25 protein-coding genes and 1 tRNA gene are annotated in these 26,732 nt (G+C 62.8%); 13 read left to right on the top strand and 13 right to left on the bottom strand.

Translation table 11 applies throughout. From position 1 onward, the window contains the following. Positions 1-13: 13 nt before the first annotated feature. Positions 14-511: a cytochrome b gene (locus tag ACOOEX_RS04025; protein ID WP_420397231.1), complete on the bottom strand. Its 498-nt coding sequence runs from the start codon at positions 509-511 to the stop codon at positions 14-16. 95 nt (positions 512-606) lie between these two features. Here ACOOEX_RS04025 and ACOOEX_RS04020 point away from each other — a divergent pair, with 95 nt between their 5' ends. Next, on the top strand, positions 607-1,200 hold the full coding sequence (locus ACOOEX_RS04020) for a TetR/AcrR family transcriptional regulator (RefSeq protein ID WP_136339674.1): 594 nt from the start codon (positions 607-609) through the stop codon (positions 1,198-1,200). Between the two features lie 347 nt (positions 1,201-1,547). Here ACOOEX_RS04020 and ACOOEX_RS04015 read toward each other — a convergent pair. Next, positions 1,548-1,637, bottom strand: a tRNA-Ser gene (locus ACOOEX_RS04015). A 230-nt stretch (positions 1,638-1,867) separates the two neighbouring features. On the opposite strand from ACOOEX_RS04015, the gene ACOOEX_RS04010 reads away from it, so the two are divergent. The 10 genes from ACOOEX_RS04010 (at position 1,868) to ACOOEX_RS03965 (ending at position 11,923) form a co-directional block, all read left to right on the top strand. Beyond that, complete coding sequence (locus tag ACOOEX_RS04010; RefSeq protein WP_420397230.1) at positions 1,868-2,710, top strand: SPOR domain-containing protein; 843 nt, start codon at positions 1,868-1,870, stop codon at positions 2,708-2,710. Positions 2,711-2,728: 18 nt separating this feature from the next. Further along, on the top strand, positions 2,729-3,895 hold the full coding sequence (locus ACOOEX_RS04005; protein ID WP_420397229.1) for a D-alanyl-D-alanine carboxypeptidase family protein: 1,167 nt from the start codon (positions 2,729-2,731) through the stop codon (positions 3,893-3,895). Continuing rightward, a complete protein-coding gene (gene tmk, locus ACOOEX_RS04000) occupies positions 3,895-4,506 on the top strand; it encodes a dTMP kinase (protein WP_420397228.1) in 612 nt (203 codons plus the stop codon). The genes ACOOEX_RS04005 and tmk overlap by 1 nt, the downstream gene beginning before the upstream one ends. Continuing rightward, entirely contained in the window at positions 4,503-5,639 is a 1,137-nt protein-coding gene (locus tag ACOOEX_RS03995) for a DNA polymerase III subunit delta' (RefSeq protein ID WP_420397227.1), read from the top strand. The genes tmk and ACOOEX_RS03995 overlap by 4 nt, the downstream gene beginning before the upstream one ends. A 34-nt stretch (positions 5,640-5,673) precedes the next feature. Continuing rightward, positions 5,674-6,480: a TatD family hydrolase gene (locus ACOOEX_RS03990; protein WP_420397226.1), complete on the top strand. Its 807-nt coding sequence runs from the start codon at positions 5,674-5,676 to the stop codon at positions 6,478-6,480. Then, positions 6,480-7,277 carry an MBL fold metallo-hydrolase gene (locus ACOOEX_RS03985; RefSeq protein ID WP_420397225.1) on the top strand — a complete coding sequence of 266 codons (798 nt, stop codon included), beginning with the start codon at positions 6,480-6,482 and terminating at the stop codon, positions 7,275-7,277. The genes ACOOEX_RS03990 and ACOOEX_RS03985 overlap by 1 nt, the downstream gene beginning before the upstream one ends. After that, positions 7,278-8,210: an AEC family transporter gene (locus ACOOEX_RS03980; RefSeq protein ID WP_420397224.1), complete on the top strand. Its 933-nt coding sequence runs from the start codon at positions 7,278-7,280 to the stop codon at positions 8,208-8,210. Between the two features lie 70 nt (positions 8,211-8,280). Next, entirely contained in the window at positions 8,281-9,015 is a 735-nt protein-coding gene (locus ACOOEX_RS03975) for a fused DSP-PTPase phosphatase/NAD kinase-like protein (RefSeq protein ID WP_420397223.1), read from the top strand. Then, positions 9,008-10,753: an ABC transporter ATP-binding protein gene (locus ACOOEX_RS03970; protein WP_420397222.1), complete on the top strand. Its 1,746-nt coding sequence runs from the start codon at positions 9,008-9,010 to the stop codon at positions 10,751-10,753. Before ACOOEX_RS03975 ends, ACOOEX_RS03970 begins: the two co-directional genes overlap by 8 nt. Before the next feature lie 261 nt (positions 10,754-11,014). Continuing rightward, entirely contained in the window at positions 11,015-11,923 is a 909-nt protein-coding gene (locus ACOOEX_RS03965; protein ID WP_420397221.1) for a DUF2927 domain-containing protein, read from the top strand. A gap of 165 nt (positions 11,924-12,088) precedes the next feature. On the opposite strand, the gene ACOOEX_RS03960 is transcribed toward ACOOEX_RS03965, so the two are convergent. Next, positions 12,089-12,460 (bottom strand): hypothetical protein, encoded by a 372-nt coding sequence (locus ACOOEX_RS03960; RefSeq protein WP_420397220.1) that lies wholly within the window; start codon positions 12,458-12,460, stop codon positions 12,089-12,091. Positions 12,461-12,815: 355 nt separating this feature from the next. On the opposite strand from ACOOEX_RS03960, the gene ACOOEX_RS03955 reads away from it, so the two are divergent. Next, a complete protein-coding gene (locus ACOOEX_RS03955) occupies positions 12,816-15,233 on the top strand; it encodes a glycosyltransferase family 2 protein (protein ID WP_420397219.1) in 2,418 nt (805 codons plus the stop codon). Here ACOOEX_RS03955 and ACOOEX_RS03950 read toward each other — a convergent pair. Genes ACOOEX_RS03950 through ACOOEX_RS03940 form a run of 3 tightly spaced genes read right to left on the bottom strand, consistent with a single transcriptional unit; the run spans position 15,227 to position 16,822 of the window. Beyond that, positions 15,227-15,883 (bottom strand): SDR family oxidoreductase, encoded by a 657-nt coding sequence (locus ACOOEX_RS03950; protein ID WP_420397218.1) that lies wholly within the window; start codon positions 15,881-15,883, stop codon positions 15,227-15,229. The genes ACOOEX_RS03955 and ACOOEX_RS03950 overlap by 7 nt on opposite strands. Position 15,884: 1 nt before the next feature. Continuing rightward, a complete protein-coding gene (locus ACOOEX_RS03945; protein WP_420397217.1) occupies positions 15,885-16,319 on the bottom strand; it encodes a DUF1178 family protein in 435 nt (144 codons plus the stop codon). Positions 16,320-16,378: 59 nt separating this feature from the next. Beyond that, entirely contained in the window at positions 16,379-16,822 is a 444-nt protein-coding gene (locus ACOOEX_RS03940) for an NUDIX hydrolase (RefSeq protein ID WP_227434889.1), read from the bottom strand. A 168-nt stretch (positions 16,823-16,990) separates the two neighbouring features. Between ACOOEX_RS03940 and ACOOEX_RS03935 the strand changes: the two genes are divergently transcribed. After that, complete coding sequence (locus tag ACOOEX_RS03935; RefSeq protein ID WP_420397216.1) at positions 16,991-18,151, top strand: acetoin utilization protein AcuC; 1,161 nt, start codon at positions 16,991-16,993, stop codon at positions 18,149-18,151. Here the strand turns inward: ACOOEX_RS03935 and ACOOEX_RS03930 are convergent. From ACOOEX_RS03930 to ACOOEX_RS03900, 7 genes are all read right to left on the bottom strand, one after another. Beyond that, the gene (locus tag ACOOEX_RS03930) at positions 18,138-18,485 is read right to left on the bottom strand and encodes a hypothetical protein (RefSeq protein WP_420397215.1); all 348 of its coding nucleotides are present in this window, start codon (positions 18,483-18,485) and stop codon (positions 18,138-18,140) included. The genes ACOOEX_RS03935 and ACOOEX_RS03930 overlap by 14 nt on opposite strands. A gap of 155 nt (positions 18,486-18,640) precedes the next feature. After that, positions 18,641-20,362, bottom strand: coding sequence for an IlvD/Edd family dehydratase (locus ACOOEX_RS03925; RefSeq protein ID WP_420397214.1), 1,722 nt, complete (start codon positions 20,360-20,362; stop codon positions 18,641-18,643). Further along, a complete protein-coding gene (locus ACOOEX_RS03920; RefSeq protein WP_420397213.1) occupies positions 20,359-21,810 on the bottom strand; it encodes an NAD-dependent succinate-semialdehyde dehydrogenase in 1,452 nt (483 codons plus the stop codon). The genes ACOOEX_RS03925 and ACOOEX_RS03920 overlap by 4 nt, the downstream gene beginning before the upstream one ends. Before the next feature lie 8 nt (positions 21,811-21,818). Then, complete coding sequence (locus ACOOEX_RS03915; protein WP_420397212.1) at positions 21,819-23,699, bottom strand: thiamine pyrophosphate-dependent enzyme; 1,881 nt, start codon at positions 23,697-23,699, stop codon at positions 21,819-21,821. Continuing rightward, a complete protein-coding gene (locus ACOOEX_RS03910; protein ID WP_420397211.1) occupies positions 23,692-25,203 on the bottom strand; it encodes a tripartite tricarboxylate transporter permease in 1,512 nt (503 codons plus the stop codon). Before ACOOEX_RS03910 ends, ACOOEX_RS03915 begins: the two co-directional genes overlap by 8 nt. A gap of 5 nt (positions 25,204-25,208) precedes the next feature. Beyond that, complete coding sequence (locus ACOOEX_RS03905; protein WP_420397210.1) at positions 25,209-25,712, bottom strand: tripartite tricarboxylate transporter TctB family protein; 504 nt, start codon at positions 25,710-25,712, stop codon at positions 25,209-25,211. 24 nt (positions 25,713-25,736) lie between these two features. After that, positions 25,737-26,702 (bottom strand): Bug family tripartite tricarboxylate transporter substrate binding protein, encoded by a 966-nt coding sequence (locus ACOOEX_RS03900; RefSeq protein WP_420397209.1) that lies wholly within the window; start codon positions 26,700-26,702, stop codon positions 25,737-25,739. Positions 26,703-26,732 lie beyond the last annotated feature (30 nt).

The following is a 26,732-nucleotide window of genomic DNA, read 5'->3' as shown; positions in this document are numbered from 1 at the left end:
CAAGCGCATAAGTTCACCCCTTCGCCTGGCGCATCCGCGCCAATGTGCCGTCGCGTAGAACAAAGTGGTGGTAGAATGCACCCGCGACATGAAGGGCGACCAGTGCCAATAGCACGATTTTCATCACATTATGCCCCTGCGCAGCGGCCTCAACACCTCCGAACCACGCGACCGATCCGCTCATCGGCATCAGGATCATCAACGCATAGAGGCCAAAATGGGTGAGTTTGGAGAGGGCACCTTGCAGCTTGTTGGCTTCAATTGCTTCCGGAACGCCACGCCGGGCGCGCAGAGATAGTCGCCACAGCGCAAAGAGTAAGACGAGAGCTCCGCCCGCGATATGGCTAAGGACGAGCGGATCGAAGCCGATTTCCATTCCGTTAGTCACGCGATCCCACGCGGCCGAAATCGCATCCTTGAAGAGGTATTGCTGGGCGATCAACACAAAGACCAGCCAGTGTAAACCTATTTGTAGGCGAGAATAGCCGGAGGGGGCAGTTTTGACATGCATGGCAGGGACCTTTGTAACTGGACTGGAGACTCGGGATAGTAGTTGTTGGCGTCTCCCTTATATGTTAGTGAGTTATAACTAACAAGAGGTGGCAAATGTCTGGCCGACAGAGCGCAGAAGAGCGAAAGACGCAGATCGTGGCTGCGGTGTTGCGATTGGCCGATGAGATTGGCCCTGATCGGTTAAGTACAACAGATGTCGCTCGCGCCATTGGCCTCAGCCAGCCCGCGATCTTTCGCCACTTCCCGACAAAAAACGAACTCTGGCTGGCAGTGGCCGAGGATATCGCGGAACAGCTGAAGGCAGCCTGGACTACAGCAGAAACCTTGGCTACCGGGCCGAATGATCGATTGAAGGCTTTGATAGAAGCACAGCTATCAGCCATTGCCCACACGCCGGCCTTGCCTTCAATCTTGTTCTCCCGCGAATTGCAGGTAGAAAATCCTGGCTTGCGCAATGTGTTTCGCGAGATCCTTGGAGCATATCAGGGCCGATTGGTTTCTGCGATCCGTGATCAGCAGGCGTCAGGGGATCTGCAGGGTGACGAAAGCCCCGAAGACATCGCCATTTTGTTAACCTCGCTTGTGCAGGGTGTCGCCATTCGATGGACCCTTGGAGCACGTGGCTTTTCGCTCGTCGATGAAGGCGTGCGCTTGCTCGACGTCCAAGTGGGGCTGCTGCGTAGGTAGACTGCTTACCTACTTAAGCGACAACTAACAATTACCACGTATGTCTCCGACACGGGCGACACCCCGCACAACCACGCCGCCTTCGGGTGTCTCTGTTCGCATCGAAAGCAGATACACCCGCTTCAACTGCGGCGTAGTTAGATTTCATCAAATCACTGAAAAGTCGACGCTTTTTGAATCCGCCTCGATTTGGATGAAGGGCGGATGGAAAGAGACCAGGGGCGATCAGAGACGGATTTCGGCGGAAATACCAGTCTCCGAAAGTCGGATAGCCTCGCTAAACCACTTTGAAACAAAAAGAAAAAAGGCCCCGTCAGGGACCTTATCTCGGGTTTGCAATGTGCAAGTGGCGGAGGAGGTGGGATTCGAACCCACGGTACGCTTTCACGCACGCCGGTTTTCAAGACCGGTGCATTCGACCACTCTGCCACTCCTCCGTGGGGGTCGGAAGCCCCCGATAGCGCCTCTTTTGCGATTCTGAAAGTGGCCACGGAAATGGCAATGACCGCAGGATGTTGCCGATTGCGATACGGATGGGTTTGCAGCGCGCGGGGGAAGCTGTATCCTTTGCGCGAATGGCCGGGCCGGACCCGGCGGCATGGACGGCAACGCCTTGGGCAAAGCGCGGATCAAAAAGCGCATGGGGCGGCAGAGCAGGGGAAAGCTGATGAGCTTGCTGAAAGGCGACGGACAGCCGGTGAGACTACTTGGGGCGCTGGCGCTCGTGTTCGCAGTTGCGGGTTGCGAGGACGGGTTTCAATTGCCCTTCGGCCAAGGCGCGGGCGGAGGTGGCAGCGCCACATCGGAGCGTTCTGGCTCGACCCGCCTGGTGGAGCGAGACATCGAAGCGCCCGAGGTGTTCCAGGAAACAGACCAGGGCCTCTGGGACGGACGGCCTTCGCTTGGCGGTGTCTGGGTGGCGCACCCGGATGCAACCGACCCGGAAAGGGTGATCATCCGCAACGAGGCCAATGGCCGGTTCGTCATCGGGGCGCTGTTCCGGCGCGAACGCGACAATCCCGGTCCGGTTCTGCAGGTGTCCTCCGATGCAGCCGCCGCTCTGAACATGGTTGCCGGTGCGCCGACAGAGCTGAACGTGACCGCCCTGCGCCGTGAGGAAGTCTCCGAACCCGAGATCGCCCCCGCCGCAGACACCGCCGCACCGACTGGCGATATCGAGACCTCGACCATCGACCCGATCAGCGTGGCTGCCGCCGCGATTGATGAAGCGGAGGCCGAAGCCGCCAGCCCGGCCCCTGCCCCGCAGACCAGCAGCCTGGACCGGCCCTATATCCAGATCGGCATTTTCAGTGTCGAGGCCAATGCCAACCGCACCGCCCAGATGATGCGCGATGCCGACCTGTCTCCGATCGTGCATGAGCAATCCAGCAGCGGCCGCACCTTCTGGCGCGTCGTAATCGGCCCCGCCCAAACCAGCGCCGAGCGCAATCGCATGCGCGAAACCGTGCGTGGACTTGGCTTCACCGACGCCTATTTCGTTACCAACTGACCTGCGCAAAGAGGACCCATGTTCGCCCGGCTTCACCTCGTCATCGTCTTCCTTCTCGGGCTATTGGCCCTGCCCGCCGCCGCGTTCGAGACCGAGGCCAATGCCGCCTACGTGATCGACCATAATACCGGGCAGGTTCTGCTGGATCTCAATGCCGACGTGCCCTTGCCACCGGCCTCGATGTCCAAGCTCATGACGCTGAACATGGTGTTCGAGGCGTTGGAGGACGGGCGCCTGTCACTCGATACGATGCTGCCGGTCAGCCAGCACGCGATGGATTATGGCGGCTCGACCATGTTCCTCAACACCCGCGACCGGGTCAGTGTCGAAGATCTGATCCTGGGCGTCATCGTGCTGTCCGGGAATGACGCGACTGCCGTGCTTGCCGAAGCGCTGTCACCCGACGGGACCGAAGAAGGATTTGCCGAGCTGATGACACAGCGGGCGCGGCAATTGGGGATGATGAACTCCACCTTCCGCAATTCCAATGGCTGGCCGGAACCGGGGCATGTGATGTCGGCCCGTGATCTGGGCATCTTGGCGGAACGGCTGATCACCGAGTTTCCGCAATATTACCACTACTTCAATATCCGCGAATTCGCCTTTGACGGCCGTGCCCCCGACAACCGCTTCAACCGCAACCCCCTGCTCGGGCTGGGGATTGGCGCGGACGGATTGAAAACCGGCCATACGCAAGAGGCCGGCTATGGGCTGGTCGGATCTGCCGTGCAGGGCAATCGCCGGGTGACGTTCGTCATTTCGGGGCTTGGCAGCGCCGAAGCGCGGGCACGCGAAAGCGAACGCATCGTCAACTGGGCCTTCCGGCAATTCGCCGAACGCGAAGTTGTGACCGAGGGCACCGAAGTGGCGCAGGCCGAGGTTTTCCTTGGCGATGCCGCCAGTGTCGGAATGGCCGCCGCCGAGAGCGTCACCATGCTGCTGCCCGCCCTTCTGGACAGCGAGATGGAGGCGGAGGTCATCTATTCCGGCCCCATTCAGGCCCCAATCGTCGCGGGCCAGGAACTGGGGGAACTGGTCATCCGCGTGCCCGATATGGAGGAACGCCGCGTGCCATTGCTGGCCACGCAGGACGTGGGCACCGCCGGGATCAGGCTGCGACTGCGCACCGCCTTCGAACAGGTCATGCAGATGGTCTTCGGTGGCGGCGATCCTCTGGCCGGCTGATGTTCATTTCCCTTGAAGGCATCGACGGATCGGGCAAGAGCACTCAGGCGCGCCTGCTGTCCGATGCCCTGCGCGCACTGGGCCGCGACACGGTTCTGACACGTGAACCCGGCGGCTCACCGGGGGCTGAGGAAATCCGGGCGCTGGTGCTGGAAGGTGACCCTGACCGCTGGTCGGCGGAAACCGAGATCCTGCTTTTTACCGCCGCGCGCCGCGACCATCTGGAACGCACGATCCTACCCGCTCTGGCCACCGCAAAAGTGGTGATCTGCGACCGCTTCGCGGACAGCACCCGCATGTATCAGGGCCTGTCGCGGGGCGATCTGCGGGCGCAGGTGGATGCGCTGCATTCCCTGATGATCGGGCGCGAACCGGACCTGACGCTGCTGATCGACATGGACCCGGCCAAGGGGCTGGCCCGCGCGAAGGGGCGCAACGGCACCGAGGAAAGGTTCGAGGATTTCGGGCTGGAATTGCAGGAACGCATGCGGGCGGGTTTCCTTTCGCTTGCCGAAGAATTTGCTGACCGTTTCCGCGTGATCGACGGCGACCGACCTCGGGAGGTTGTGGCGGCCGATGTGCTGGCCACCGTTCAGGCGGCGCTGGCATGAAAACCCTGGGCGAAGCCGATGCCCTGCCCGAGGCAGACCGCGCCGAAGGGGCCCCGCATCCACGAGAGGCGCATGATCTTTATGGCCACGCCAAGGCCGAACAGGCCTTTCTGGAGGCCTACAATTCAGGCCGGATGCACCATGCCTGGCTGATCACCGGACCAAAGGGCATCGGCAAAGCCACGCTCGCCTGGCGGATTGCGCGGTTCCTGCTGGCCACCCCGATGGATGAAGGTGACGCCCTGTTCGGTGCGCCTCCGCCACCTGATCGGCTGGATATCTCGCCCGAGAACCCCGTCGCGCATCGCATTCATGCACTGTCGGAACCGGGGCTCTGCCTGATCCGCCGCCCCTGGGATCACGAGAAAAAGCGGCTAAAGACCATGATCACGGTCGATGAGGTCCGCAAGATGAAGGATTTCTTTGGCCTGTCCGCCGGGGGCAACGGGCGGCGCGTGGTCATCGTCGATGCCGCAGAGGAGATGAACCAGAACGCCGCCAACGCGCTTTTGAAGATGCTGGAGGAGCCACCGAAGAACGCCACGCTGCTGCTGGTCTCGCACCAGCCCTCGCGCTTGCTGCCCACCATACGGTCGCGCTGTCGCACCCTGACGCTTGGCACACTTGGACCCGAGGATATGGGCCGCGCCTTACTGCAAGCCGGGATCGAGGCGGCGGACAGCGCCGCGCTGGCCGAACTTGCGGCGGGATCGGCGGGCGAGGCGGTGGCGCTGATCCAGCAAGAGGGCCTGACGCTCTACGCCGAGATCATGGAGCTGTTCGCCACCCTACCCCGCATGGATCGCATCCGCGCCACCAAGCTGGCCGACACCGGCGGCGCGCGCGGGGCCGAGGCGCGGTTTGACCTGACACTTGACCTGATGGACCGGATGATGTCGCGACTGGCCCGCACCGGGGCGACCGGGCAAGCACCGCAGGAAATCCTGCCCGGTGAGGCCGATCTGCTGACCCGTCTGGCGCCCAATATGCAGGCAGGCCGGGCCTGGGCCGATCTTTCCGCCGACCTGACCTCGCGCGCCCGGCGCGGCAAGGCGGTCAACCTTGACCCTGCCGCGCTTCTCCTTGATATGTGTCTTCGGATTGGCAGCACCGCCGAGCGCCTGCCCCTCTGATCCATCCACGGGAAGGCGCAAAGGACGACGCTTGATGAGTGACCTGCCGGATATTGTCGACAGCCATTGCCACCTCGATTTCCCGGATTTCGCCGAGGAATTGCCAGAGGTCGTGCAACGGGCCGTCGATCAGGGCGTCACGCGGATGGTGACGATCTGCACCAAGCTGCGCAATGTGCCCCAGGTTCAGGCCATTGCCGACGCCCATGCGCCCGTCTTCTGGGCTGCCGGAACCCACCCGATGAGCGCGGCGGATGAGCCCATGGCCACGGTCGAGGAGTTGGTTGCACTGGCACAACATCCCAAATTCGTCGGCATCGGCGAAACCGGGCTCGACTATCATTACACCGCCGAGAGTGCAGAGGTGCAGCAGGACAGCCTGCGCCTGCATATCGAGGCTGCGCGCCAGACCGGCCTGCCGCTCATCATCCATTCCCGCGATGCCGATGACGACATGGCCCGCATTCTGACCGAAGAGCACGCGAAAGGCGCGTTTACCTGCGTGATGCATTGCTTCACCTCGTCACCCGCATTGGCGGAAACGGCGCTTGGGCTTGGCTTCTACCTGTCCATGTCAGGGATCACCGCTTTCCCCCGGTCCTCCGATCTGCGCGATATCTTCGCCGCCGCGCCGGTGGACCGCATCCTTGTGGAAACCGATGCGCCTTACCTCGCCCCCCCGCCCTATCGCGGCAAGCGCAATGAACCCGCCTACACCTTCCACACCGCCAAGCGCGCGGCAGAAACCTTTGGCATGAGCGAAGCGGAATTCTTCGCCCAGACCACAGCCAATTTCGACCGCCTGTTCTGGAAGGCCAAGGACTGGAGGCAAGCCGCCTGATGGCAGAACTGCGCTTTACCATTCTTGGCTGCGGATCGTCGGGCGGGGTGCCCCGGCTTGGCGGGCATTGGGGCGATTGCGACCCGGAGAACCCGAAAAACCGCCGTCGCCGCTGTTCGATGCTGATCGAACGTGAAACCGATGCAGGCACCACCCGCGTTCTGATCGACACCTCGCCCGACCTGCGGTCTCAGCTGCTTGACGCAGGCGTGGGGGAGTTGCATGGCGTCGTCTATTCCCACGGCCATGCGGATCATGTGCACGGCATCGACGACCTGCGCATGATCGTCTTCAACATGCGCCAGCGCATCCGGGTCTATGCCGACGGCGCCACACAGAACGACCTGCTCAGCCGCTTCGGCTATGCCTTCGTGCAGCCGGAAGGCTCGGCTTATCCACCAATCCTCGATCTTTGTTCCATAGACGGCGAGATCGAGATCGACGGCCCCGGCGGCCCGATCCGCCTGACCCCGTTCGAGGTGGAGCATGGCAATATCGACAGCCTGGGCTTTCGCATCGGTGATCTGGCCTATCTGCCTGACGCCTCCGACATCCCCGACGCCACCTGGCCCGCGCTGGATGGTCTAGACTGCTGGATCGTCGATGCGCTTCGCCGCACGCCTCATCCCAGCCACGCGCATCTGGACAAGACCCTAGGCTGGATCGAGCGCGCTGGCCCTCGTCGGGCCGTACTCACCAACATGCATATCGACCTCGACTACCAGACCGTTTCCGATGAAACGCCCGGCCACATCACCCCCGCCTATGACGGGCTGGTGATCACCTACGAGGTCTGAATGACCGCCCTTCTTGATGTCGTTTTGCCGGTCTTCCTTGTGCTGGGGGCCGGGTATGTCGCCGTCTGGCGGGGGCTGTTTTCCGACGCCGGCGTTGACGGGCTGATGGTCTTCACCCAGAAATTCGCGGTGCCCTGCCTGCTGTTTGCCGCCATTTCCTCACTCGATCTTGGTCAAAGCTTCGACTGGCGCCTGCTGCTGTCCTACTACACCGGTTCCACAGCCTGTTTCGTTCTCGGCATCCTCGGCGCGTATTATGTCTTCGGACGCAGCCTGCCAGACAGTATCGCCATTGGTTTCGTGGCGCTCTTTGCCAACTCGGTGCTGCTTGGCCTGCCGATCATGGAGCGCGCCTACGGGGCCGAGGCGTTGGTGCCGAACTATGCGATCATCTCGATCCACGCGCCGTTCTGCTACCTGCTTGGTATCACCACGATGGAGATCGTCATCGCCCAGACCCGCGCCCCACTGCGGCTGCTGAAAACCGTTGGCAAGGCGATCTTTTCCAACGCGCTGATGATCGGCATCATTCTGGGGTTCATCGTCAACCTGACCGCCCTGCCCCTGCCGGGCATCGTGGATGAGGCCCTGTCGCTGATGATCCGCGCAGCCTTGCCCGCCGCGCTCTTTGGCCTGGGCGGCGTGCTCTACCGCTATCGCCCAGAAGGAGACGCCAAGGTCATTGCTTATGTCTGCGTGCTGTCGCTGCTGGTCCACCCGGCGATTGCCTTTGGCATGGGGCGCGTGGTGACCGACCTGACAACAGACCAGTTGCGCGGCGCTGTGCTGACGGCGGCCATGGCTCCAGGCGTAAACGCCTATCTCTTCGCAAACATGTATGGTGCGGCCAAACGGGTTGCGGCCTCTGCCGTGCTGATCGGCACGGCGGCCACGGTGCTGACGGCCTCCGGCTGGCTTTTGCTGTTGCCGTGACGCGCTTGTGAAACGGCTCTGTCCAGCGTAATCAGCCCTCTACCCGAAACAGCCCGAGGCGCTTGCCCCCGTGATCCCCGCCCTGAAGACAGCCCTGCGCAATCGCCGCGCGCGCCGCCGAGCAGCGCTGTCCTGTTGGCGTGCAGGTTGGTCGGCGGATCTGGATGCCCCCGGGGCACGCGCAGCTGCGCGCTATGACATGAATGTGCTGGATCATGGTTTCGTCCGGCGGTTCTGGACGAATGCCCGTGAAATCGCGCCGGGCGTCTGGCGATCGAACCAGCCCTCGCCTGAACGGGTGGCCGTGCTCGCGGATATGGGCATTCGCACAATCCTGAACTTTCGCGGCGTCAACCACTGGGGCAGCTATCTGCTGGAGGTCGAGGCCTGTGCCCGCCATGGCATCACCCTGCTGAACGGTCGGCTCAGTTCCAACACCGCCCCGACGCGAGAGGAGATCCACACAGCGCTGGCGCTGATGCAGACAGCCGAACAGCCGATGCTGATGCATTGCAAATCCGGGGCCGATCGGGCCGGGCTGGCCTCTGTGCTTTATCTTCTGTCAAACGGGGCCGGGCCAGACGAAGCCGCGCGGCAATTGTCGTGGAAACACGCGCATTTCCGGTTCACACGCACGGGCATTCTGGATGCGTTTGTTGCCGCCTACGCGGATGCACGCCAAAAGACGGGTATCGGCTTTCTGGACTGGGTCGACACGGTCTATGATCCCCAAACGCTGACCGCTCGTTTCACCGAGACCCGAGGCGGAAACCGATTGCTGGACTGGGTATTGCGCCGTGAATGAGCCCAAGACAAACCTGCTGATCCGCCTGTGGCGGGACCACGTGGTGCAGTTCTGGCCGCTGCTGGTCGTGGCCTTCCTGCTGATGGTGATCGAAGGCGGATCGCTTGGCGCGATATCCTACCTGATCCAGCCACTGTTCGACGAGGTCTTCGTTGCAGGGGACGCGGGTGCGGTCACCTGGGTCGCCATGGCGATCTCGGGCGTTTTCATACTGCGCGCAATTTCAGGTTTCGGGCAACGGGTGCTGATCGTCACTGTCGGCCTGCGCGTGACCACCAATCTGCAATCGCGGCTGCTGGCACATCTGCTGGGACTGGACGCGCGGTACTTTCAGGACAACGCGCCGGGCGCGCTGATTGAACGGGTGCGCGGCGACACGCTGGCGCTGCAAGGACTGGCCAGCGCCACGCTGATGACGCTCGGGCGCGACACCATCTCGGTCATATCGCTGCTGGCCGTCATGATCTGGTCGGACTGGCAATGGGCGCTTCTGGCGCTTGCGGGCGTGCCCTTGCTGATCTTCCCGCTGACCTTCCTGCAAAAGCTGATCCGAAAGACCACCCGCGCTGCCCGCGAAGCCGCCTCGCGCCTCTCGACGCAACTTGATGAGATCTTTCATGGCATCGTGTCCATCAAGGTCAACCGGCTGGAACGCCACGAGGCCAACCGCTTTGATCGCGAAGTGAACGGCTTCCTAGCCGCGCAGTTGCGGGCGGAACGGGGCAAGGCCGCCAACCCGGCGCTGATCGACATTATCGCTGCCATCGGTTTCATGGCGGTGCTGATCTATGGCGGTCATCAGATCATGTCGGGTGACAAGACCGTGGGGCAGTTCATGTCCTTCTTTACCGCGCTGGCACTGGTCTTCGATCCGCTGCGGCGCCTGTCCGCTCTGGCCGGAAATGTGCAGGCCGCCATGGCCTCGCTCGACCGGCTTTACGAAGTGCTTGAGGCGCGCCCGACCATCCTGACGCCCGCTGCCCCCAAACCGCTGGCCGCCGGCGATGTGGTGTTCGACGCGGTCGATTTCGCCTATGGCGACACGCCGGTTCTGCAAGGGCTCAGCTTCACCGCCGCCGAAGGCAAGACCACCGCGCTTGTCGGGCCTTCGGGCGCGGGAAAAAGCACCGTTTTCGCATTGCTGTCGCGCCTTGTGGACCCGGTATCGGGACAGATCACCCTTGGCGGCACCACCACGACCGATGCCGATCTGGAGCGCCTGCGCGACTCCATCGCGCTCGTGGGACAGGCCGAGGCGCTGTTCGACGAAACCATTGCCCAGAACATTCGTCTTGGGCGGCTCGATGCCAGCGATGAAGACGTGCGCGCCGCTGCCGACGCTGCGTCTGTTCTGGATTTCGCCAAGGCCCTGCCGCTTGGGCTGGAGACGCCCGTCGGTCCGCGCGGGTCCGGTCTGTCCGGCGGACAGCGCCAGCGCGTGACCATCGCCCGCGCCATGCTGCGCGATGCGCCGATCCTTCTGCTCGATGAACCGACCTCGGCGCTTGATGCGCAATCCGAGAAACTGGTGGGTGAGGCGCTTTCACGCCTCTCGAAGGGGCGCACCACGCTGGTGATCGCACATCGCCTGTCCACCATCCGTGACGCTGACCTGATCGTCGTGATGGACAAGGGCCGGGTCGTGGAACAGGGCACTCATGAGGCTTTGATGCAGGCGGGCGGGGCCTATGCGCGCCTGCACCAGTTGCAAAGCGCCGGGGTGACGGCGTCGCTTTAACCCGCGCCCCGCCGATTCTTCCTCAGCTACGTGTTTTCCAGCGAAACCCCAAAAAGTGATGAAATCCGGTTTGCGCCGATATCATCCGTTTTCACGATTTCCACCAAAGGTTTAGCATTCCTGCGAGCAGGCAGGCCGCTTTTCTTCGCGTTCACATTTTCCGCTCAGCGGTTGACAGTCTGAAAGAGCCCCAGAACACTGATTGTCAAAGGCCCGGATCGCTCGCCGGTGCCGATCCCGACACCTGTGCCGGAGACAGACATGATCTTTACCCGCAACACGCCCGCAAGGGGCGCGCTTGCCCGACTGATCCTTTCCCTCGCCGCATGCGCGGTCTGCGCCCTTGGGGCGACGGGCGCATCAGCACAGCACCAATCCGTCATCCAACTGGCCAGCTACTACCAGCAACTGGAACATCAGCTCGTGTCGCAGGGGCTCTTGCGGCAGGAACGACGAATCGTCGGCATTGACGCAGAGACCCTGGCGCGCAACTTCATGGCGATTGCGATGCGGTCGGAATATTCCCTTCGCGGTGGCGGCACCGCCCAAGGTGGGGGCGCATCGGCCCTGCGCCGGTGGGAACAGCCCATTCGCCTGGGCGTTCATTTCGGTCCGTCCGTCAGCGGACCGCAACAACAGCGCGACTTGTCCACGGTGCAAAGCGTGGCGCAACGGCTGCAGCGGGCCAGCGGGCACCCGATCCGCGTGGTTGGGTCCAACCCCAATTTTCACGTGTTGATCCTCAATGACGAGGAGCGCGCCAATGCCCGCTCCGTCCTGCAACAGATCGCGCCGGGGCTCAGCCGCGCAGCGCAGGGGGCGATCCTGCGGATGCGGCCCAATACGTTCTGCATGGTCGTGGCCATCCCCGGCGCCAATCCCGCAGATGGCTACCAGCAGGCCATCGCCATCGTGCGCGCCGAACACCCGCCTTTGATGCGCCGGTCCTGTATCGAAGAGGAGCTGGCACAAGGTATGGGGCTTGCCAATGACAGCCCCGAGGCGTGGCCGTCTATCTTCAACGATGACGAGGAATTCGGCGTGCTGACCCGCCATGACGAGCTGCTGCTTCGGATGCTCTACCATGACAGCCTGCGCTGCGGCATGTCTGCCGGAACGGTCGATGATTATGTCGAGGCGCTGGCGCGGACGGTGCTGTCCACTGGCTGATCCGGTTCCGGCTGCAAAACGCAAACCGGCCCCGGCGCTTTCGCGTCGGGACCGGTTCACCGCACCGCATCCATGGGTGATCCGCTTGGGGAGGGGTCGGATCAGGAACAGGGGGACGGTCAGGGATGGGGCGGTCAGGGCAGGCCGGTCCGGCCCGCCCAGGTCTTAGTTGTCGTCGGCGGCTGCCAGTTCCGCGAAGATGCGAGCGGCGGTTTCATTCATGCCAAAGCTCTGGGTCGAGATCACTTCCGAGCCGCTGTTGCGCAGGTAGGATGCGATGGCGAAGTCGCCGTCTTCCTCGGCCTGACGCAGACGCGCCTCATAAGCGACCGATCCGTCAACGGGGTTTGCGCTCCCATTCAGGATGAAGGCTGCTGCGGCCCGGTCATCGCCTTCCAATGCGTCGCGCAGCTGGATCAGTTCAGCCAGGGAGTACTGGCCTGCTTCCACGCCGACGGAAGCGGCAAGGTTGTCGTTCGCGAAGGCCGGTGCGGACAGGGCGGCAACGAGCGAAGCGGTGATTGCGAGGGTTTTCATGGGTCTTTCCTTTCGAGTGTCGTATGTCTGTTTGCGGTGTTGTGGCGGCGGTGCGACCCGCCTTGTGAGGAAGCAGATAGGCCCGGTTTCAGCCGACCAAAACGGCGAAATCGGCAGAGAGTTCTGCGCATTTTCGCACACAATTTTTCGCGACGGAAAGTTCTCGCTCATCACGAGAGAGTGATCACCCCACCCCTTGTGACAGGAAAAGTGGTTTCAATTGGAACCGACCGCATGCTGCCCCTCGCATTTCAGCCCGATATGCGCTTTAATCCACGACAACGCGAATGACCGGTCCCGCCAGACGGCCCGGCACGAGGATACGAGTAACGGGCACGCGCCCAGGGGGCAGTTCATGCCGAAGCACAGGTATACGATCCTGTCGATGATGAAGGACGAGGGCCACTGCCTTCTGGAATGGGTGGCCTATCACCACCTGATGGGCTTCGATAACATCTGTGTCTACACCAACAACTGCCAGGACGGCACCGACGACATGCTGATCCGGTTGCAGGAGATGGGCTATTGCCAGCATTTCCGCAACGAGGTGCCCAAGGGCAAGAAACCGCAGCCCCACGCCCTGTGGCTGGCGGGCAAGAACCCGGAGATTTGCGAGTCCGACTGGGTCCTGACCATGGACGCCGATGAGTTCGTGAACATCAAACTGGGTGACGGCACCGTTCAGGAACTGGTCGATGCCATGCCCGATGGTACCGAAGGCATCATGATCACCTGGCGCTTCTATGGCTCCAACGACATTCTGGACTGGCGGCCCGGTCTGGTGACCGAAAGCTACACCCACGGCGCGCCCGATCGGTTCCGCAAGGGCTGGGGCGTCAAGTCGATGGTACGGCCCTTCCCCGATATGAAATTCGGCATCCATCGCCCCTCGATCAAGCACAAGGCGTCGAAGGAAGGGCAGGTCGAAAAGCTGCTGGCGCTGAAATGGATGAATGGCGGCGGCAAGCCGATGACCGAAAGCTTCAAGAAAAGCGGCTGGCGATCAACGGGGCCGACCCTGTCCTATGACTTCGTCGAGCTGAACCATTACGCGGTCAAAAGCTACGAGGCCTACCTGCTGCGCCGCCTGCGCGGCAACGTGAACAACAAGGAGGACAAGTATAACGCCTCCTATTTCTCGATCTTCGACCGCAACGAACAGGAACCCAATGTCAGCGCCGCCCGTCATGCACCCAAGGTCAAGGCGCTGATGGCGGAGATGCTGAAGGACAGGAAACTGGCCGAGTTGCAGGACAAGGCGCTGGCCTATCACGCCGCCCGCGTCGATCAGCTGCGCCATACGGGTGAATATGACGAATGGGTCGAAAGCCTGAGGGAAGCGGGCGCGGTGCGCATCGACCAACTGGACGAGGTGCTGTTTACCCAGCATCTGCCGAAAGACACTCAGGAACTGGTGCGCAAGATGCAGGCCGATGGCGTGCCCAACAAGACCATCGCCAAGATGATCGCGCGGTCCACCGGCATCCGCAATGCCGAGAAGCGGCAGGATGCGACGGACGCGGAAGAACTGGCCAAGATGACCGGGGTCGACCTCGAAACCGGTGAACGGCAGGATAAGAAATCAGAACCCGAACAGCCCCCCGCCGCCAACCTGGCCCCGGAAACCCGCGCCCGGCTGATCGCGCTAATCCAGAAGGCCCGCAAGACCGGCGATGTGATCGACGAAACCGGGGCTGCGATATCCGAACCGGAACCTGCTGCTATGCCAGACGACAAACCCGCCACGCCTTCCCTGCGCCCCAAACTATCGCCCCCCTACCCCGGCAATGGCCGCAAGGTGGTGCTCTCGACGATGAAGAACGAAGGCCCCTATCTGCTGGAATGGATTGCCCATTACCGCAACCTGGGCTTTGACGATTTCGTGCTCTTTTCGAACGATTGTACCGACGGCACCAACCTGTTGCTCAACCGGCTCGACGCCATGGGGATCGTGCATCATTACGACAACCCGCTCGGCCCGCGCATGGACCCGCAGCGCCGTGCCTATTCCCGCGCCAACCAGATGGATGTGGTGCGCGATGCGTCCTGGGTGCTGATTGCCGATGCGGATGAGTTCCTCAATGTCCATGTGGGCGACGGTACCGTTGACGCGCTGCTCGACGCATGCCCAGACAATACCGAGGCCATCTCGATCAACTGGCGGCTCTTCGGCTCTGGAGGTCAGCGGCACATGATGCCCGACCCGGTCACGCAGCGCTTTACCCGCGCCTGTCGCATCGAGGACCCCGAAAGCGGGCTGGTCTGGGGATTCAAGACGCTTTTCCGCCCGGCCAGTTTCGACTATTTCGGCGTTCACCGCCCCCGCTTTGAAAAGAAGGTCGAGATTCACCCCGATCAGGTCAATTGGGTCAATGCCCGTGGCGAGCCGATGGGCGAAAAATACCTGCGTGGGGGCTGGCGGTCGAACAAGGACATCGTCGCCTATGACTTCGCGCAGATGAACCACTATGCGATCAAAAGCCGCGAGGAGTTTCTGCTCAAACGCCTGCGCGGCACCGCCAATTCAAAGGACAAAAGCCGCATCGACCTGGGCTATTGGGACAAGTTCGATCTCAATTCCTGTGAAGATGCGTCGATCCGGTCAGGCGATCTTCAGGGACGGATGGACGAGATGTTGCAGGACGGCGATCTGGCCGCATTGCACCGCGCCACGCTGGACAGCGCGCTTCGCACCATCGAAATGCAGCTGGAGGACCCGGAACTGCGCGACTTCGTCGAAGGCAACAGCCCGGCAGACGTGGCCGCTCAGTAAGGGTGCTCGCGCCCGTCCCATGTCAGGAAACAGCCGGTCGAGGCCAGAGACAAGCCGTCAAAGCGCGCCAAAAGCCCCGCTGCGGACTCCGCCACCGTGATATCGGCAGCCGTGCCGCCCATGTCCGTCTGCACCCATCCGGGATGATAGATGCCCACGGCAATCCCCTCGGGCAGCAGTTCCGCCGCAAGGTTGCGCCCAAGGTTCAGTGCCGCCGCCTTGGACGCCCGGTAGATGAACGACCCGCCCGGCGCGCGCGTATCGCTGCCCATCTGTGACCCGATGATGGCGATCTTCGCGCCTGACGCGGCGCGCAGTTGCGGCAACAACGCCTGAACCGTCAGGAACACGCCGGTCACGTTGACGGCAAAGGTCTCGGCCCAAAGCTCTGGCGGAAATCCGTCATCAATCTGGTGCAGCTTGTCCAGATACACGCCCGCGTTGCACACCAGCAGATCGACCGGGGCAGGATGCGCGTGTGACAACGCCGCGACAGAGCCCGGATCGGTCACATCCAGTGCATGCCACGCCCCGACGTCATGGGTCTGACCATCGCGGCAGGTGCCCATAACCTCATCGCCGCGCGCCGACAGCCCCCTGACCAGTTCCAATCCGATGCCACGGGACGCCCCGGTCACGACTGCGCGCATGTCAGGTGCTCCGGCTCTTTGGGATGATCGGCAAGGGCGCGACGGGAATGCCATCCTCGATCAGCGCCTTGGCCTCTTCCGGCTTGGCCTCGCCGTGGATCAGCCGGTCGGGTGCCTCGCCCAGATGGATCTTGCGCGCCTCGCTGGCAAAGTTGCCGCCCACATAGGTGGAGTTCTCCTCCACATGTTTGCGCAAGGCCTTGAGAGCCTCTTCCATCGGGTTGTCCGGCTGAGACAGCTTGAGCGGTGCCGAGCCCTCGCGCTGCGGGGCGGATTTCGCCACGCCCGGCGCCATCATGGCCTTTTGCACAGCGCCGCCGCCACAGACGGAACACGACAGCATCCCCCGCCCTTCGAGCGCCTCGAAGGCTTCGGCGGATTTGAACCAGCTGTCAAAGCTGTGGCCATCGGCGCATTTGAGCGTGTAGCGGATCATGATTTCAAAACAGTAATCTTCGCGGGTGCAGAATCAAGCCCTGCAACGTCACACAGGCGTCACAAGTACTTTCCCGGAGTGAAATTGCGAATGATTTTCTTCAGTTCCGGTTCATCGACGCGGGCCGCGGCCTTGCGTTGGGAAAACCATTTCAGCTTGCGAATGCCTTCCTCGGGAAACTCTCGCTCCAGCTTGCGCACTTCCAGCGGAAACACGGCAACGATGCAAGGGGTCCGGCCATCATCCGGCAGCGACTTGGTATAGGAATAAAAGCCTGCGCAGGTTTCACTGATCACCCCGCGCAACCCGCCTTCCTCCCACGCTTCCTGCGCGGCGGCCTCGGCCGGAGTCTTGCCATCCATCGGCCAGCCCTTGGGAATGATCCAGCGCCCGGTATCGCGGCTGGTCATCAGCAGGATTTCAACCTCGGACTTCCTGCGCCGGAACGGAAGCGCGGCGAACTGCATTCGCGGCTCGCGCTTCCCCGCGCCGTCCAGTCGCATGGGCGCCTGATATGTTCGAAAGCTTCCCATCTGCGCTTGGGTGCCTCTTGTTGTGACGGTGCTGCTCAGCCATCAATCTAAGCGGAAATTCCGGGATCGCAAACAGAAGGGCTTGAATTGCGGCCATTGGGCGCGAAGTCTTTCCGGACAATGGCCGGAAAATCACGCATGACCGATACCGATCCCCCGCAAGGCCCCTCTGACGGGGAAACCCGGCCGCTGTTCTTCGGCTCCGATATCTATCGCCATTCCTCTTACGGTGCGCATCACCCCCTGCGGGTGCCGCGTGTTTCGACCGTCATGGACCTGTCGCGCGCCTTGGGCTGGCTACCGCCCGACCAATACCGAAACAGCCCTCGTGCCAAGCCCGCCGCTCTGACGATCTGGCATACACCCGACTATCTCTCTGCCCTGCAAGAGGCCGAGGCACGGCAAGAGGTTAGCACGGAGACCCGCGAGCGACACGGGATCGGCACTGTGTCGAACCCGGTCTATGGTGAAATGTTTCGCCGCCCCGCCACCGCCGCAGGGGCGTCCCTGCTGGCAGGCGAGCTGCTGGCTGGTGGCGGTGTCATCTACCATCCCGGCGGCGGCACCCACCACGCCCTGCCTGATCGCGCAAACGGGTTCTGCTACCTCAATGACCCGGTTCTTGCGATGCTGTCCCTGCGACGCGCCGGTGCGCAACGCATCGCCTATGTCGATATCGACGCCCATCACTGCGACGGGGTCGAACATGGCTTTGCCGGCGACCCCGACACGCTGCTGATCTCGGTGCACGAGGACCGCCGCTGGCCCTTCACCGGGGCACTTTCTGACGACGGCGGTGGCAACTGCTTCAACCTGCCGGTGCCGCGCGGGTTGAATGACAGCGACATGGCGCTGATCCGCGACCACCTGATCCTGCCCGCGCTGCACGCCTTCCGCCCTGACGCCATCGTCCTGCAATGCGGGGCGGACGCGGTCGAGGAAGACCCACTGTCGCGCCTGACACTGTCCAATAACGCACATTGGGCCGTGGTCCGGGCAATCATGGACCTGAACGCACCCCGCCTGCTGGTTCTGGGCGGGGGTGGCTACAACCCGTGGTCCGTCGGCCGCCTCTGGACCGGGGTCTGGGCCACCTTGAACGGTCTTGAGATCCCCGACCGCCTGCCGCAAGGGGCCGAGACGATTCTGCGCGCGCTGAGATGGGACAAGGCCCGGCGCGGGAAGAACCCGCCAGACCACTGGTTCACCACCCTGCGCGATACGCCTCGTGACGGGCCGATCCAGAGCCAGCTTCGCCACGATCTGGGGCGACTGACCGCGCGGCTCAGTCGATGGTGAACTCCACGATCACGTTTTCCCGATCCGGGTACGCGGAACCCTTGCTGATATAGACCTCCAGCCAATTGGACTGCAGCAGGAAGGACGTGTCGATCTGGTCGGGGCCGGTTTCGGGCGTATCAAAGGTCGTGTCGGTTCCGCCGATGATCCGCACATGCGCGGCCTGACCCGGGCGGACGCGAAGGAAGAAACACTCGGTCAGCGCGTGATAGGAGGTTGCGTGCACCTGCGCGGAATTGGTTCCGGGGGCGAATTCAATCACCCTGCATTCGGCATGGGCGGCGGCGGTGGAAAGGGTCAAGGCGGTCAGGGCAGCGGCAAGAAGGCGGGTCATGGTCAGGGGCTCCGGGATCAATCATTGTGTCTGCCCCGAGCCTAGTCACAACAGCAAGCAGAGGGCATGGGGGCAATCCCCCATCCTTCCCCCCTGGAAAGAACGCCCCCAAGGATCACCGCCTTGGGGCACGTTGTTTAATGCTATTCAGGTGCTCAGCCGCCTGTTTCAGCCAGCGGTTGCAGGAAGTCGAAATCGCACCCCGCATCGGCCTGAAGCACGGTTTCCGCATAGAGCCGATCATAGCCGCGCCGTTTCTCGGGCGGGACATTGACCGGCTGCCATTCGGCGCGGCGGCGGGCAAGCTCGTCCTCGTCGACCAGCAATTCGATGGACTTGTTGGCCACCGACAGCCGGATCCGGTCACCATCGCGGACCAATGCCAGTGGCCCGCCCACGGACGCCTCGGGCGCGACATGCAGCACGATGGTGCCAAACGCGGTGCCCGACATGCGGGCATCCGAGATGCGGACCATGTCCTTCACGCCCCTGGAGCTCAGCTTCTTCGGGATCGGCAGGTAGCCCGCCTCGGGCATGCCGGAGGCGCTTTTGGGCCCTGCATTCTGCAAAACCATGAAATCGTCCTCGGTAATGTCGAGATCGGGGTCATCCACGCGGTTTGCCAGGTCCTCCAGTGAATTGAACACGACCGCGCGGCCTTCCTTCTCGAACAGCGTCGGATCGGCGGCGGAGCGTTTCAGGATGGCGCCACGGGGCGCGAGATTGCCGAACAGCGCGACCAGCCCGCCCTGCGGTTCCAGCGGCGCCTCGGCCTTGGCGATGATCCGGTGATCGACATAGCCGGGGTCTTCCTCCAGCCGGTCGCCGAGTGTCGTGCCCGCAACGGTCAGCGTGTCGAGATGCAGGAGCGGTTTCAACTCGCGCAGAACCGCGCCCGCGCCACCGGCGAAGAAAAAATCCTCCATGTAGTGCTGACCCACGGGTTTGAGGTTGACCAGAACCGGCGTTGTGTCCGACAGCTCGTTCAGGCGCTCCAGGGAAATCTTGATGCCAAGCCGCCCGGCCACAGCCGTCAGGTGAACGATGGCATTGGTGGAGCCGCCCACGGCCAGCAAAATCCGAACGGCGTTTTCAACCGATTTCTCGGTGATCACCTGGCTTGGGCGGATCGGGTTGTCGATCATCCGCGCCGCCGCGAGCCCCGAAGCCTCTGCCGCGCGCAGACGGTCGGCATGGACCGCCGGGATCGCGGCGGTGCCGGGCAGCGACATGCCGAGCGTTTCGGCGATACAGGCCATGGTCGAGGCCGTGCCCATTACCGCGCAGGTGCCCGAGGTCGTGGCCAATCGCCCCTCGATATCCTCGATCTGCGCCTTGGAGACTTCGCCCGCGCGAAACTTGCCCCAGAACCGACGGCAATCGGTGCAGGCGCCGAGCCGTTCCTCCTGGTAGCGCGAGGTCATCATCGGCCCCGCCACCAGTTGCACCGCCGGCAGATCGGCAGAGGCCGCGCCCATCAGCTGCGCGGGCACCGTCTTGTCGCAGCCGCCAAGCAACACCACCGCATCCATCGGTTGGGCGCGGATCATTTCTTCCGTGTCCATCGACATCAGGTTGCGGAACTTGAGGCTGGTGGGGTTGAGATAGACCTCGCCCAGAGAAATCGTCGGAAACTCGATTGGCAGCCCGCCGCCCAGAAGAACACCGCGCTTTACCGCCTCCACCAGTTCGGGGAAATGGCGGTGGCAGTTGTTGAAGCCCGAAAAGCTGTTGGCGATGCCGACGATGGGTTTCTTCAGAACCTCCTTTGAATAGCCCATGGAGGCGGCAAAGGAATTGCGCAGGTAGACCGAGAAATCCCGGTCGCCATAGTTTGTCAGCCCGCGGGCGAAGCCCTGGTCCTTCTTGTCGGTCATGCGCCCTGCTCCGGCAGCTTGGTCTTGATATATTTGGGGTTGAGGTAGTCATGAATGCCGAGCGATCCGCCCTCACGCCCCATGCCGCTTTCCTTGATGCCGCCAAAGGGGGCCTCGGCGGTGGCCAGCAGCATTTCATTCACGCCGACCATGCCAAGCTCCAGATCCTCAGAGGCGCGCGTCGCAAGGCCGAGATCGTTGGTGAACACGTAGCCCGCCAGTCCGAAGGGCAGCCCGTTGGCGCGTGCCATCACCTCGTCGTAATCGGTGAAGGTGGTGATCGGCGCGATGGGGCCGAAGGGTTCCTCGGTCATCACCATCGCGCTGTCCGGCACCCGGCCCAGAACTGTCGGCTCAAAGAAATAACCCTGGTTGCGGCCATCGGGCACGCGGCCACCGGCCAGCAGTTCCGCGCCTTTCGACACGGCATCCTCGGTCATCTTGCGGATGGTCTCCACCCCGCGGCGGTTGGCCATCGGGCCGACCTGAACGCCGTCGTCCAGACCGTTGCCGATCTTGAGGCCCTTGGCGATTTCCGCGAAGCGGCCCGCGAATTCCTCATAGCGGGATTCGTGGACATAGAACCGGGTGGGCGAGATGCAGACCTGCCCGCAATTGCGGAACTTGGTGGGCGCGCAGACCTCGGCCGCTTTCACCGGATCGAAATCCTTGAACACGACGACGGGGCCGTGCCCGCCCAGTTCCATGGAGACTTTCTTTACCCCTTCCGCGGCCAGCGACAGGATCTGCTTGCCAACCGGAACCGAGCCTGTGACCGAGACCTTCTTGACGATGGGGGAGCGGATCAGTTGTTCCGCGATGGCCCCGGAATTCCCGGTCACGAAATTCACAACACCCGGCGGAAGGCCCGCATCCTGACAGGCCTGAACCAGTGCCGCGCAGGAGGCCGGGGTTTCCCCCGCCGGCTTGATAATGATGGAACAGCCCGCCGCAATGGCCGGGGCGATCTTTCGCGCGGGCAGAAGCGCGGGAAAGTTCCACGCGGAAAACGCCGCGACGACGCCGACGGGCTGGTAGATCACCGACATGCGGCTGTCGGCGGTACGCGCCTCGATCAACTGGCCGTAGATGCGCTTGGTCTCCTCGGAATACCACTCGAACTGGTCGGCGGCCGCGTTGGTTTCGCCAAGCGATTCCGCCTTGGGTTTGCCGGTTTCCAGCGACATGAGCGTTGCGATCCGGTCGGCTCGCTCGCGGATCAGGTCGGCCACGCGCCGGATCTTCGCCGCCCGGTCCCAGGTACCGACGCGCCGCCAGGTCTCAAAGCCTGCGCGTGCGGCGGCAAGGGCCGCATCCACATCGGCCTCTGTTGCCATGGCGATGGTGCCAAGCGTTTCCTCGGTCGCGGGATCGGTGACGGGCTTGGTCTGACCGTCGGAAGAGTCCCGCCAGTCGCCGTCGATGAAGAGTTTGAGATCCTGATACATGCTGCCCCTCAGATCTTGGAGTTCAGGTAAGCCGCCTGGACGTCATCCACCCAGTTGCCGACATTCCAGGAGCCATAGGCCCCCATGGACGCCATCGGATCGCGCCCCGCGTAGACCGGGATATGCACCAGCGACAGCCCGTCATGGGAAAAGGCATTGTCCAGCGCGGCGTTGAGGCTGGCCTTGGTCGTGCCCGCATAGATCGCCCGCACACCCGACACGGCGCCTGCCATGGCGGCGTAGTCAACGGCGACGGAGTCATTGGTTTTAAACTCTCGCCCGTACTGGTCGTATTGCAGCCCGGTGATCGCCGCCATGCGCCGGTTGTCAAAGAGCGCGATCATGCCCCGCACACCATGTTCCACCGCGTCAATCAGGATTTGCGGGTTCATCATGAACGACCCGTCCCCGGTGAAGGCGATGCCATAAGGGGCGTCGGCCTCCCCCGACAAACCGAGCAGCGCGGACCCGGAAAAGCCCATGAAGCTCGCGCCGGTTTCGGTATAGGTCTGGCCCGGCAGGTCATCCTCGACAATCTGGAATCCGTTGGCCTGCACGTCGCCAGCATCGAAGAACTTGATTGCACCAACACGGTTGGCGAAGGAGGACACGGTGTGGATAGCGGCGGGCTGCGTCAGGACGGGCACTTTCCAGACCTCGTCCGCAATCGGCGCGGCCCCGGTCCGTTCTGCCTTGAAGCGGGTCCATTCATCTTTCTTGGCCTCGCATTCGCGCAACCAGTCGGTGCGCAGCTCGGCCCCGGTGCTGTCGCCTAGGTATTCCAGCAGCTTGCCGATCACGGCGCTGATGTCACCCGGTAGGCCCACGGTGTTGGCGTAGTGGTCGAGATCGTCGAAATCGCCGTTGATGTTGATGACGGCCTTCGCGTTCGGATAGCCCGCGCCGGAGCAATCGGCCTGGCAGACGCCGCGGCTGCCGATGATGACCACCGCCTCGGCCTGTTCCATTGCGTGGTTGCCGCTGATCGAGCCCTTGGAGCCACCCACATGCATGTTCTGCACATGGGCATCCATCATCACGCCGGTCGATCCCGGCGACAGCACAACCGGCGCGCCGATCCGCATGGCGAACTCGCGCAGCGCCTCGTGATGTTTGCGGGTGCCGCCTCCGGCCTTGATCGTGACCTTTTCAACGCTGCGCAGGATACCCGCCGCCTCTGCGAAGGCGTCGGCCGTCGCAGGCACCAGTGGCGGCTGAGCGCTCCGACCCGGCAGGGTGCCGGTGTTGACCTTCACCCGCTCTGGCTGGGTGTTGATCGGCAAAAGGATGTAGAACGGCCCCGCCTTGTAGGGGTGGTGCACGCAGGCCGTGCCCCGGCGAAGGCACTCGCGCAACGCACCGGGCGTGTGCAACGTGTAGGACTGCCCCATCAGCGCGCCCATCTTGCCGAAGATCCCCTGTTCGGGTTTCGGCACCTGCTGCATGTTGTAGCCTTCGCCGCGCGTCGTCTCGTCGCCGTAGATATGGTAGACTCCCACCCCGTTGGATGCGGCGGCCAGTGATCCCGCCATCGCCTGCAAACCGCCCGGACCGATGGATGTGACCACTGCGGGCGTCTTTCCCGTCACCCAGGCATGGGCGGTGGCGGCATGGGCCATTTCCACCTCGTTGCGGCAGTTGACGACATTCACGACGCCTTCCTCGTGGTAGATGCGCAGCACCTCACCCAGGTCGGTCGAACCGTGACCGAAGATCGCGTAATACTGGGTCACGCCCTGTTTCAGAAGGCCGACGATCAACGCCTCCGACAGCGTCAGTTCGACAATCCCCCCGCCAAATGTCATGTCCACATCGGCCTTGGCCAACCGGACTGCGCGGGCGCGGATTTCGCGGGCGACGGGATCGTTCTTTTCGGTTTCGTCAAGCATCGGCTTTGACCTCGTTCTTGGGTTGTTTCTTGGCCTTGAATTCGCTCACGGCCTGAAGACCGATCACCAGCAGGGCGAGGGAGAAGAAAATCAGCACCGTGGGCGAGCTGTAGAAGATCTCGGGATCGCCCATGGACAGCATCATCGCGGTTCGGAACTCGTTTTCCAGCGTCGGCCCCAGCACCATGCCGAGGATGATCGGCGTGATCGGCACCCGGAACGAGACCAGCACATAGGCCGCAACCCCGATCGCCCCCATGGCGTAGATGTCGAAGACGCTGTTGCGGATCGAAAAGGCCCCGATGGCGCAGAGCACCAGGACGGCAACCGCCAGCAGTTCGCGGGGGATCTTCAGCACATGCACGAAGAGGCGGATGCCCATCAGTTGCAGGCCAAGCACCCAAAGATAGGCCAGCACCACGGCGACATACATGCCATAGACCTCGCCCGAATGGTTCATGAACAGCGCCGGACCGGGGGTGATGCCGTGGATCATCAGACCCGCCAGCACGATGGCTGTGGCCGGATCGCCGGGAATACCAAGCGACAGCAGCGGGATCAGCGTGCCGCCCGTGACCGCGTTGTTGGCGGTCTCGGGCGCGACGACACCCTCGATATTGCCCTTGCCGAAACTCTCGGGCTTCTTGGAGAACCGCTTGGCGTGGTCATAGGCGAGGAAGGAGGCGATGGCGCCACCGGTTCCGGGAATGGCGCCGATGCCGGTGCCCATGACCGAGCATTTGATCATCAGCCAGAGGTTGCGGCCAAGCAGGCCAATCGAGGGCAGTTCCGCCTTCACGCGGCTGATCCTCTGGGATTTCTCCGGCATGGAGGTCTTGACCGCAAAGGCTTCGATGATGAAGGGCACCGCAAAAAGACCGATCATGGCCACCAGCAGATTCACCCCCTGCATCATGTTCACGCTGCCGAAGGTCATGCGCTGCACACCGTCAATCGTGTCGATGCCGATGGTCATGATCATCAGGCCGAGCGCCCCGCTGATCAGCCCCTTGATAAGTGATCCACCGCATAGGCCACAGATCGTGGACAGGCCGAAGAGGACAAGCGCGAAGATCTCCGCCGGGCCGAAGGAAATGGCCACGCGCGACACCAGGTCGACCGAGACGATCATCACGATCAGGCTGAAGACACCGCCGAAGACCGAGACAATCACCGCCGTGCCAAGCGCGATAGAGGCATTGCCCTGCTTGGTCATCGGGTGGCCGTCGAGTACCGTCGCGGCGGCAGAAGGCGTGCCGGGGATGCCCAGAAGAATGGCCGAGACCGACCCGCCGGTCATGCCGCCGATATAGGTGCCCAACAGCAGACCGATGGCGGGCACCGGGTCCATGCTGAAGGTGATCGGCAAGGCCAGCGCCAAAGCGACCGTGAAGGTCAGTCCGGGGATCGAGCCAAAGATCAGCCCGATCAATGCCCCAAGACCAATCGAGGCAATGGCCATGGGCGTCATGGCAGACGCAAGAGCTTGAAGGAAGATGTCCATGGCGGTTATCCGATATTGAACCAGCTGCCATTGGCCAGGTAGATCCCGAGAAGCTTCTCGAAGAACAGCCAGCAGCCGAGTGTCATGCCAAGGGTCATGCCAAGGATCGTTTTCCACGATCTCAGGCGCAGATGGATGACCAGCACGAATAGGATGAGAATGGGCGTGGCGATCAGGAAGCCGAGTTTCTGCAAGAGAAACCCGTAGGCAGAGATTTCGATAGCCACTAGGATCATGGATCCCCAACGTTCGGAGGACGCCTCTTCAATGGCATCCACATCGACCGTACCTTCCTTGCCTGCCGGGGTTCGACCCAACACGTAAGTTCGGATCAGCAGCAGGATGCAGAGCCCCCCGAGGATGATCCCGAGCACCATGGGAAAGGCTCTCGGTCCGATGTCGCCATGCCCCCAGCCCGTCGGGATCGTATCAATGACCAGCCAGGTCCAGACCGCCGAAAGCGCCAGCAGGCTCAGGCTCAGGGCCACGTCTTTTGCACTGTTGGTCATTGATACGTCTCCTGCTGTTCCGGCTTACTGGGCCATGCCGAGTTCGGTCAGCAACGCGCCATAGAAGGCATCGTCCTCAGCGATCAGCGCACCGAATTCAGCGGCGGGCAGGAAGGCCGGGGTAAAGCCGATATTGCCGGATGCTTCCTGGAATGCGTCGCTCATGACGGCGGCTTCCGCTGCGGCCTGAAGGGCGGCAACAACGTCATCGGGGGTGCCCGCCGGGGCGGCCAGACCGCGCCACATAGAGATATTCACGTCATATCCCTGCTCCATCGCCGTGGCGACATCGGGCAGCACGTTGACCCGCGTGTCACCGGTCACGGCCAGCACGTTCAGATCGCCCGCCTCGACATAGGAGGCAAACTGGCCGGGCCACTGGATGGCGGCGTCGATGCGTTCCGCCAGCAGTTCCACTGGGGCACGCCCGTCGCCATAGGCGATATAGGCAACCTGCTCACCGATCCCGAGCGCATCGAAGAGCGCCGCCGAGGTCAGGTGGGTAAACGACCCGCGCCCGGAAATGCCGACCCGCAGCACATCACCAGAGGCCTGAACGGCTTCGACCATGTCGGAGAGGTCTTCCCACCCGGTCGACGCATTCACCGCCAGCGCCGGGATCTCGGTCGAGACACGGGCGATCGGTGCGAAGGCCTCGTAGTTGAAGTCGATCCGGCCCATGTGATTGCCGGTGTTGATGGAATTGGAATTCCAGACGATGTTGTAGCCATCCGCGGGCGTGTTCACCACGTAGGAATAGCCGACCGCGCCACCGCCGCCGGTCCGGCTTACGGGCACGATTGGCTGGCTCATTTCCTGCGACATCAGGTCGGTCAGAAGCTGTGCGATGGAATTCGCCGTGCCACCGAACAGGATGGTCATCTCGATCGGCCGGTCGGGGAACTCTGCCTGAGCGGTCCCGGCGAAGCTCATCGCTGCGGCGGCCAGCAGGCCGGTTGTGGCTCTGCGCAATGTCTTGATCTTTGTCATTGTCTTTCCTCCCAGTTGGTTGGTGTTCTG

Source organism: Nioella sp. (assembly GCF_965215655.1).
Taxonomy (GTDB): domain Bacteria; phylum Pseudomonadota; class Alphaproteobacteria; order Rhodobacterales; family Rhodobacteraceae; genus Nioella.
Note: the sequence above shows the minus strand (reverse complement) of the source record. Positions and strands in the feature narration are given on the sequence as shown.

What these genes read in the sequence shown, in the direction of transcription:
- ACOOEX_RS04025 (WP_420397231.1), bottom strand. Translation starts at nt 511, where the DNA reads ATGCATGTCAAAACTGCCCCCTCCGGCTATTCTCGCCTACAAATAGGT.
- ACOOEX_RS04020 (WP_136339674.1), top strand. Translation starts at nt 607, where the DNA reads ATGTCTGGCCGACAGAGCGCAGAAGAGCGAAAGACGCAGATCGTGGCT.
- ACOOEX_RS04010 (WP_420397230.1), top strand. Translation starts at nt 1,868, where the DNA reads ATGAGCTTGCTGAAAGGCGACGGACAGCCGGTGAGACTACTTGGGGCG.
- ACOOEX_RS04005 (WP_420397229.1), top strand. Translation starts at nt 2,729, where the DNA reads ATGTTCGCCCGGCTTCACCTCGTCATCGTCTTCCTTCTCGGGCTATTG.
- tmk (WP_420397228.1), top strand. Translation starts at nt 3,895, where the DNA reads ATGTTCATTTCCCTTGAAGGCATCGACGGATCGGGCAAGAGCACTCAG.
- ACOOEX_RS03995 (WP_420397227.1), top strand. Translation starts at nt 4,503, where the DNA reads ATGAAAACCCTGGGCGAAGCCGATGCCCTGCCCGAGGCAGACCGCGCC.
- ACOOEX_RS03990 (WP_420397226.1), top strand. Translation starts at nt 5,674, where the DNA reads ATGAGTGACCTGCCGGATATTGTCGACAGCCATTGCCACCTCGATTTC.
- ACOOEX_RS03985 (WP_420397225.1), top strand. Translation starts at nt 6,480, where the DNA reads ATGGCAGAACTGCGCTTTACCATTCTTGGCTGCGGATCGTCGGGCGGG.
- ACOOEX_RS03980 (WP_420397224.1), top strand. Translation starts at nt 7,278, where the DNA reads ATGACCGCCCTTCTTGATGTCGTTTTGCCGGTCTTCCTTGTGCTGGGG.
- ACOOEX_RS03965 (WP_420397221.1), top strand. Translation starts at nt 11,015, where the DNA reads ATGATCTTTACCCGCAACACGCCCGCAAGGGGCGCGCTTGCCCGACTG.
- ACOOEX_RS03960 (WP_420397220.1), bottom strand. Translation starts at nt 12,460, where the DNA reads ATGAAAACCCTCGCAATCACCGCTTCGCTCGTTGCCGCCCTGTCCGCA.
- ACOOEX_RS03955 (WP_420397219.1), top strand. Translation starts at nt 12,816, where the DNA reads ATGCCGAAGCACAGGTATACGATCCTGTCGATGATGAAGGACGAGGGC.
- ACOOEX_RS03950 (WP_420397218.1), bottom strand. Translation starts at nt 15,883, where the DNA reads ATGCGCGCAGTCGTGACCGGGGCGTCCCGTGGCATCGGATTGGAACTG.
- ACOOEX_RS03945 (WP_420397217.1), bottom strand. Translation starts at nt 16,319, where the DNA reads ATGATCCGCTACACGCTCAAATGCGCCGATGGCCACAGCTTTGACAGC.
- ACOOEX_RS03940 (WP_227434889.1), bottom strand. Translation starts at nt 16,822, where the DNA reads ATGCGACTGGACGGCGCGGGGAAGCGCGAGCCGCGAATGCAGTTCGCC.
- ACOOEX_RS03935 (WP_420397216.1), top strand. Translation starts at nt 16,991, where the DNA reads ATGACCGATACCGATCCCCCGCAAGGCCCCTCTGACGGGGAAACCCGG.
- ACOOEX_RS03930 (WP_420397215.1), bottom strand. Translation starts at nt 18,485, where the DNA reads ATGACCCGCCTTCTTGCCGCTGCCCTGACCGCCTTGACCCTTTCCACC.
- ACOOEX_RS03925 (WP_420397214.1), bottom strand. Translation starts at nt 20,362, where the DNA reads ATGACCGACAAGAAGGACCAGGGCTTCGCCCGCGGGCTGACAAACTAT.
- ACOOEX_RS03920 (WP_420397213.1), bottom strand. Translation starts at nt 21,810, where the DNA reads ATGTATCAGGATCTCAAACTCTTCATCGACGGCGACTGGCGGGACTCT.
- ACOOEX_RS03915 (WP_420397212.1), bottom strand. Translation starts at nt 23,699, where the DNA reads ATGCTTGACGAAACCGAAAAGAACGATCCCGTCGCCCGCGAAATCCGC.
- ACOOEX_RS03910 (WP_420397211.1), bottom strand. Translation starts at nt 25,203, where the DNA reads ATGGACATCTTCCTTCAAGCTCTTGCGTCTGCCATGACGCCCATGGCC.
- ACOOEX_RS03905 (WP_420397210.1), bottom strand. Translation starts at nt 25,712, where the DNA reads ATGACCAACAGTGCAAAAGACGTGGCCCTGAGCCTGAGCCTGCTGGCG.
- ACOOEX_RS03900 (WP_420397209.1), bottom strand. Translation starts at nt 26,702, where the DNA reads ATGACAAAGATCAAGACATTGCGCAGAGCCACAACCGGCCTGCTGGCC.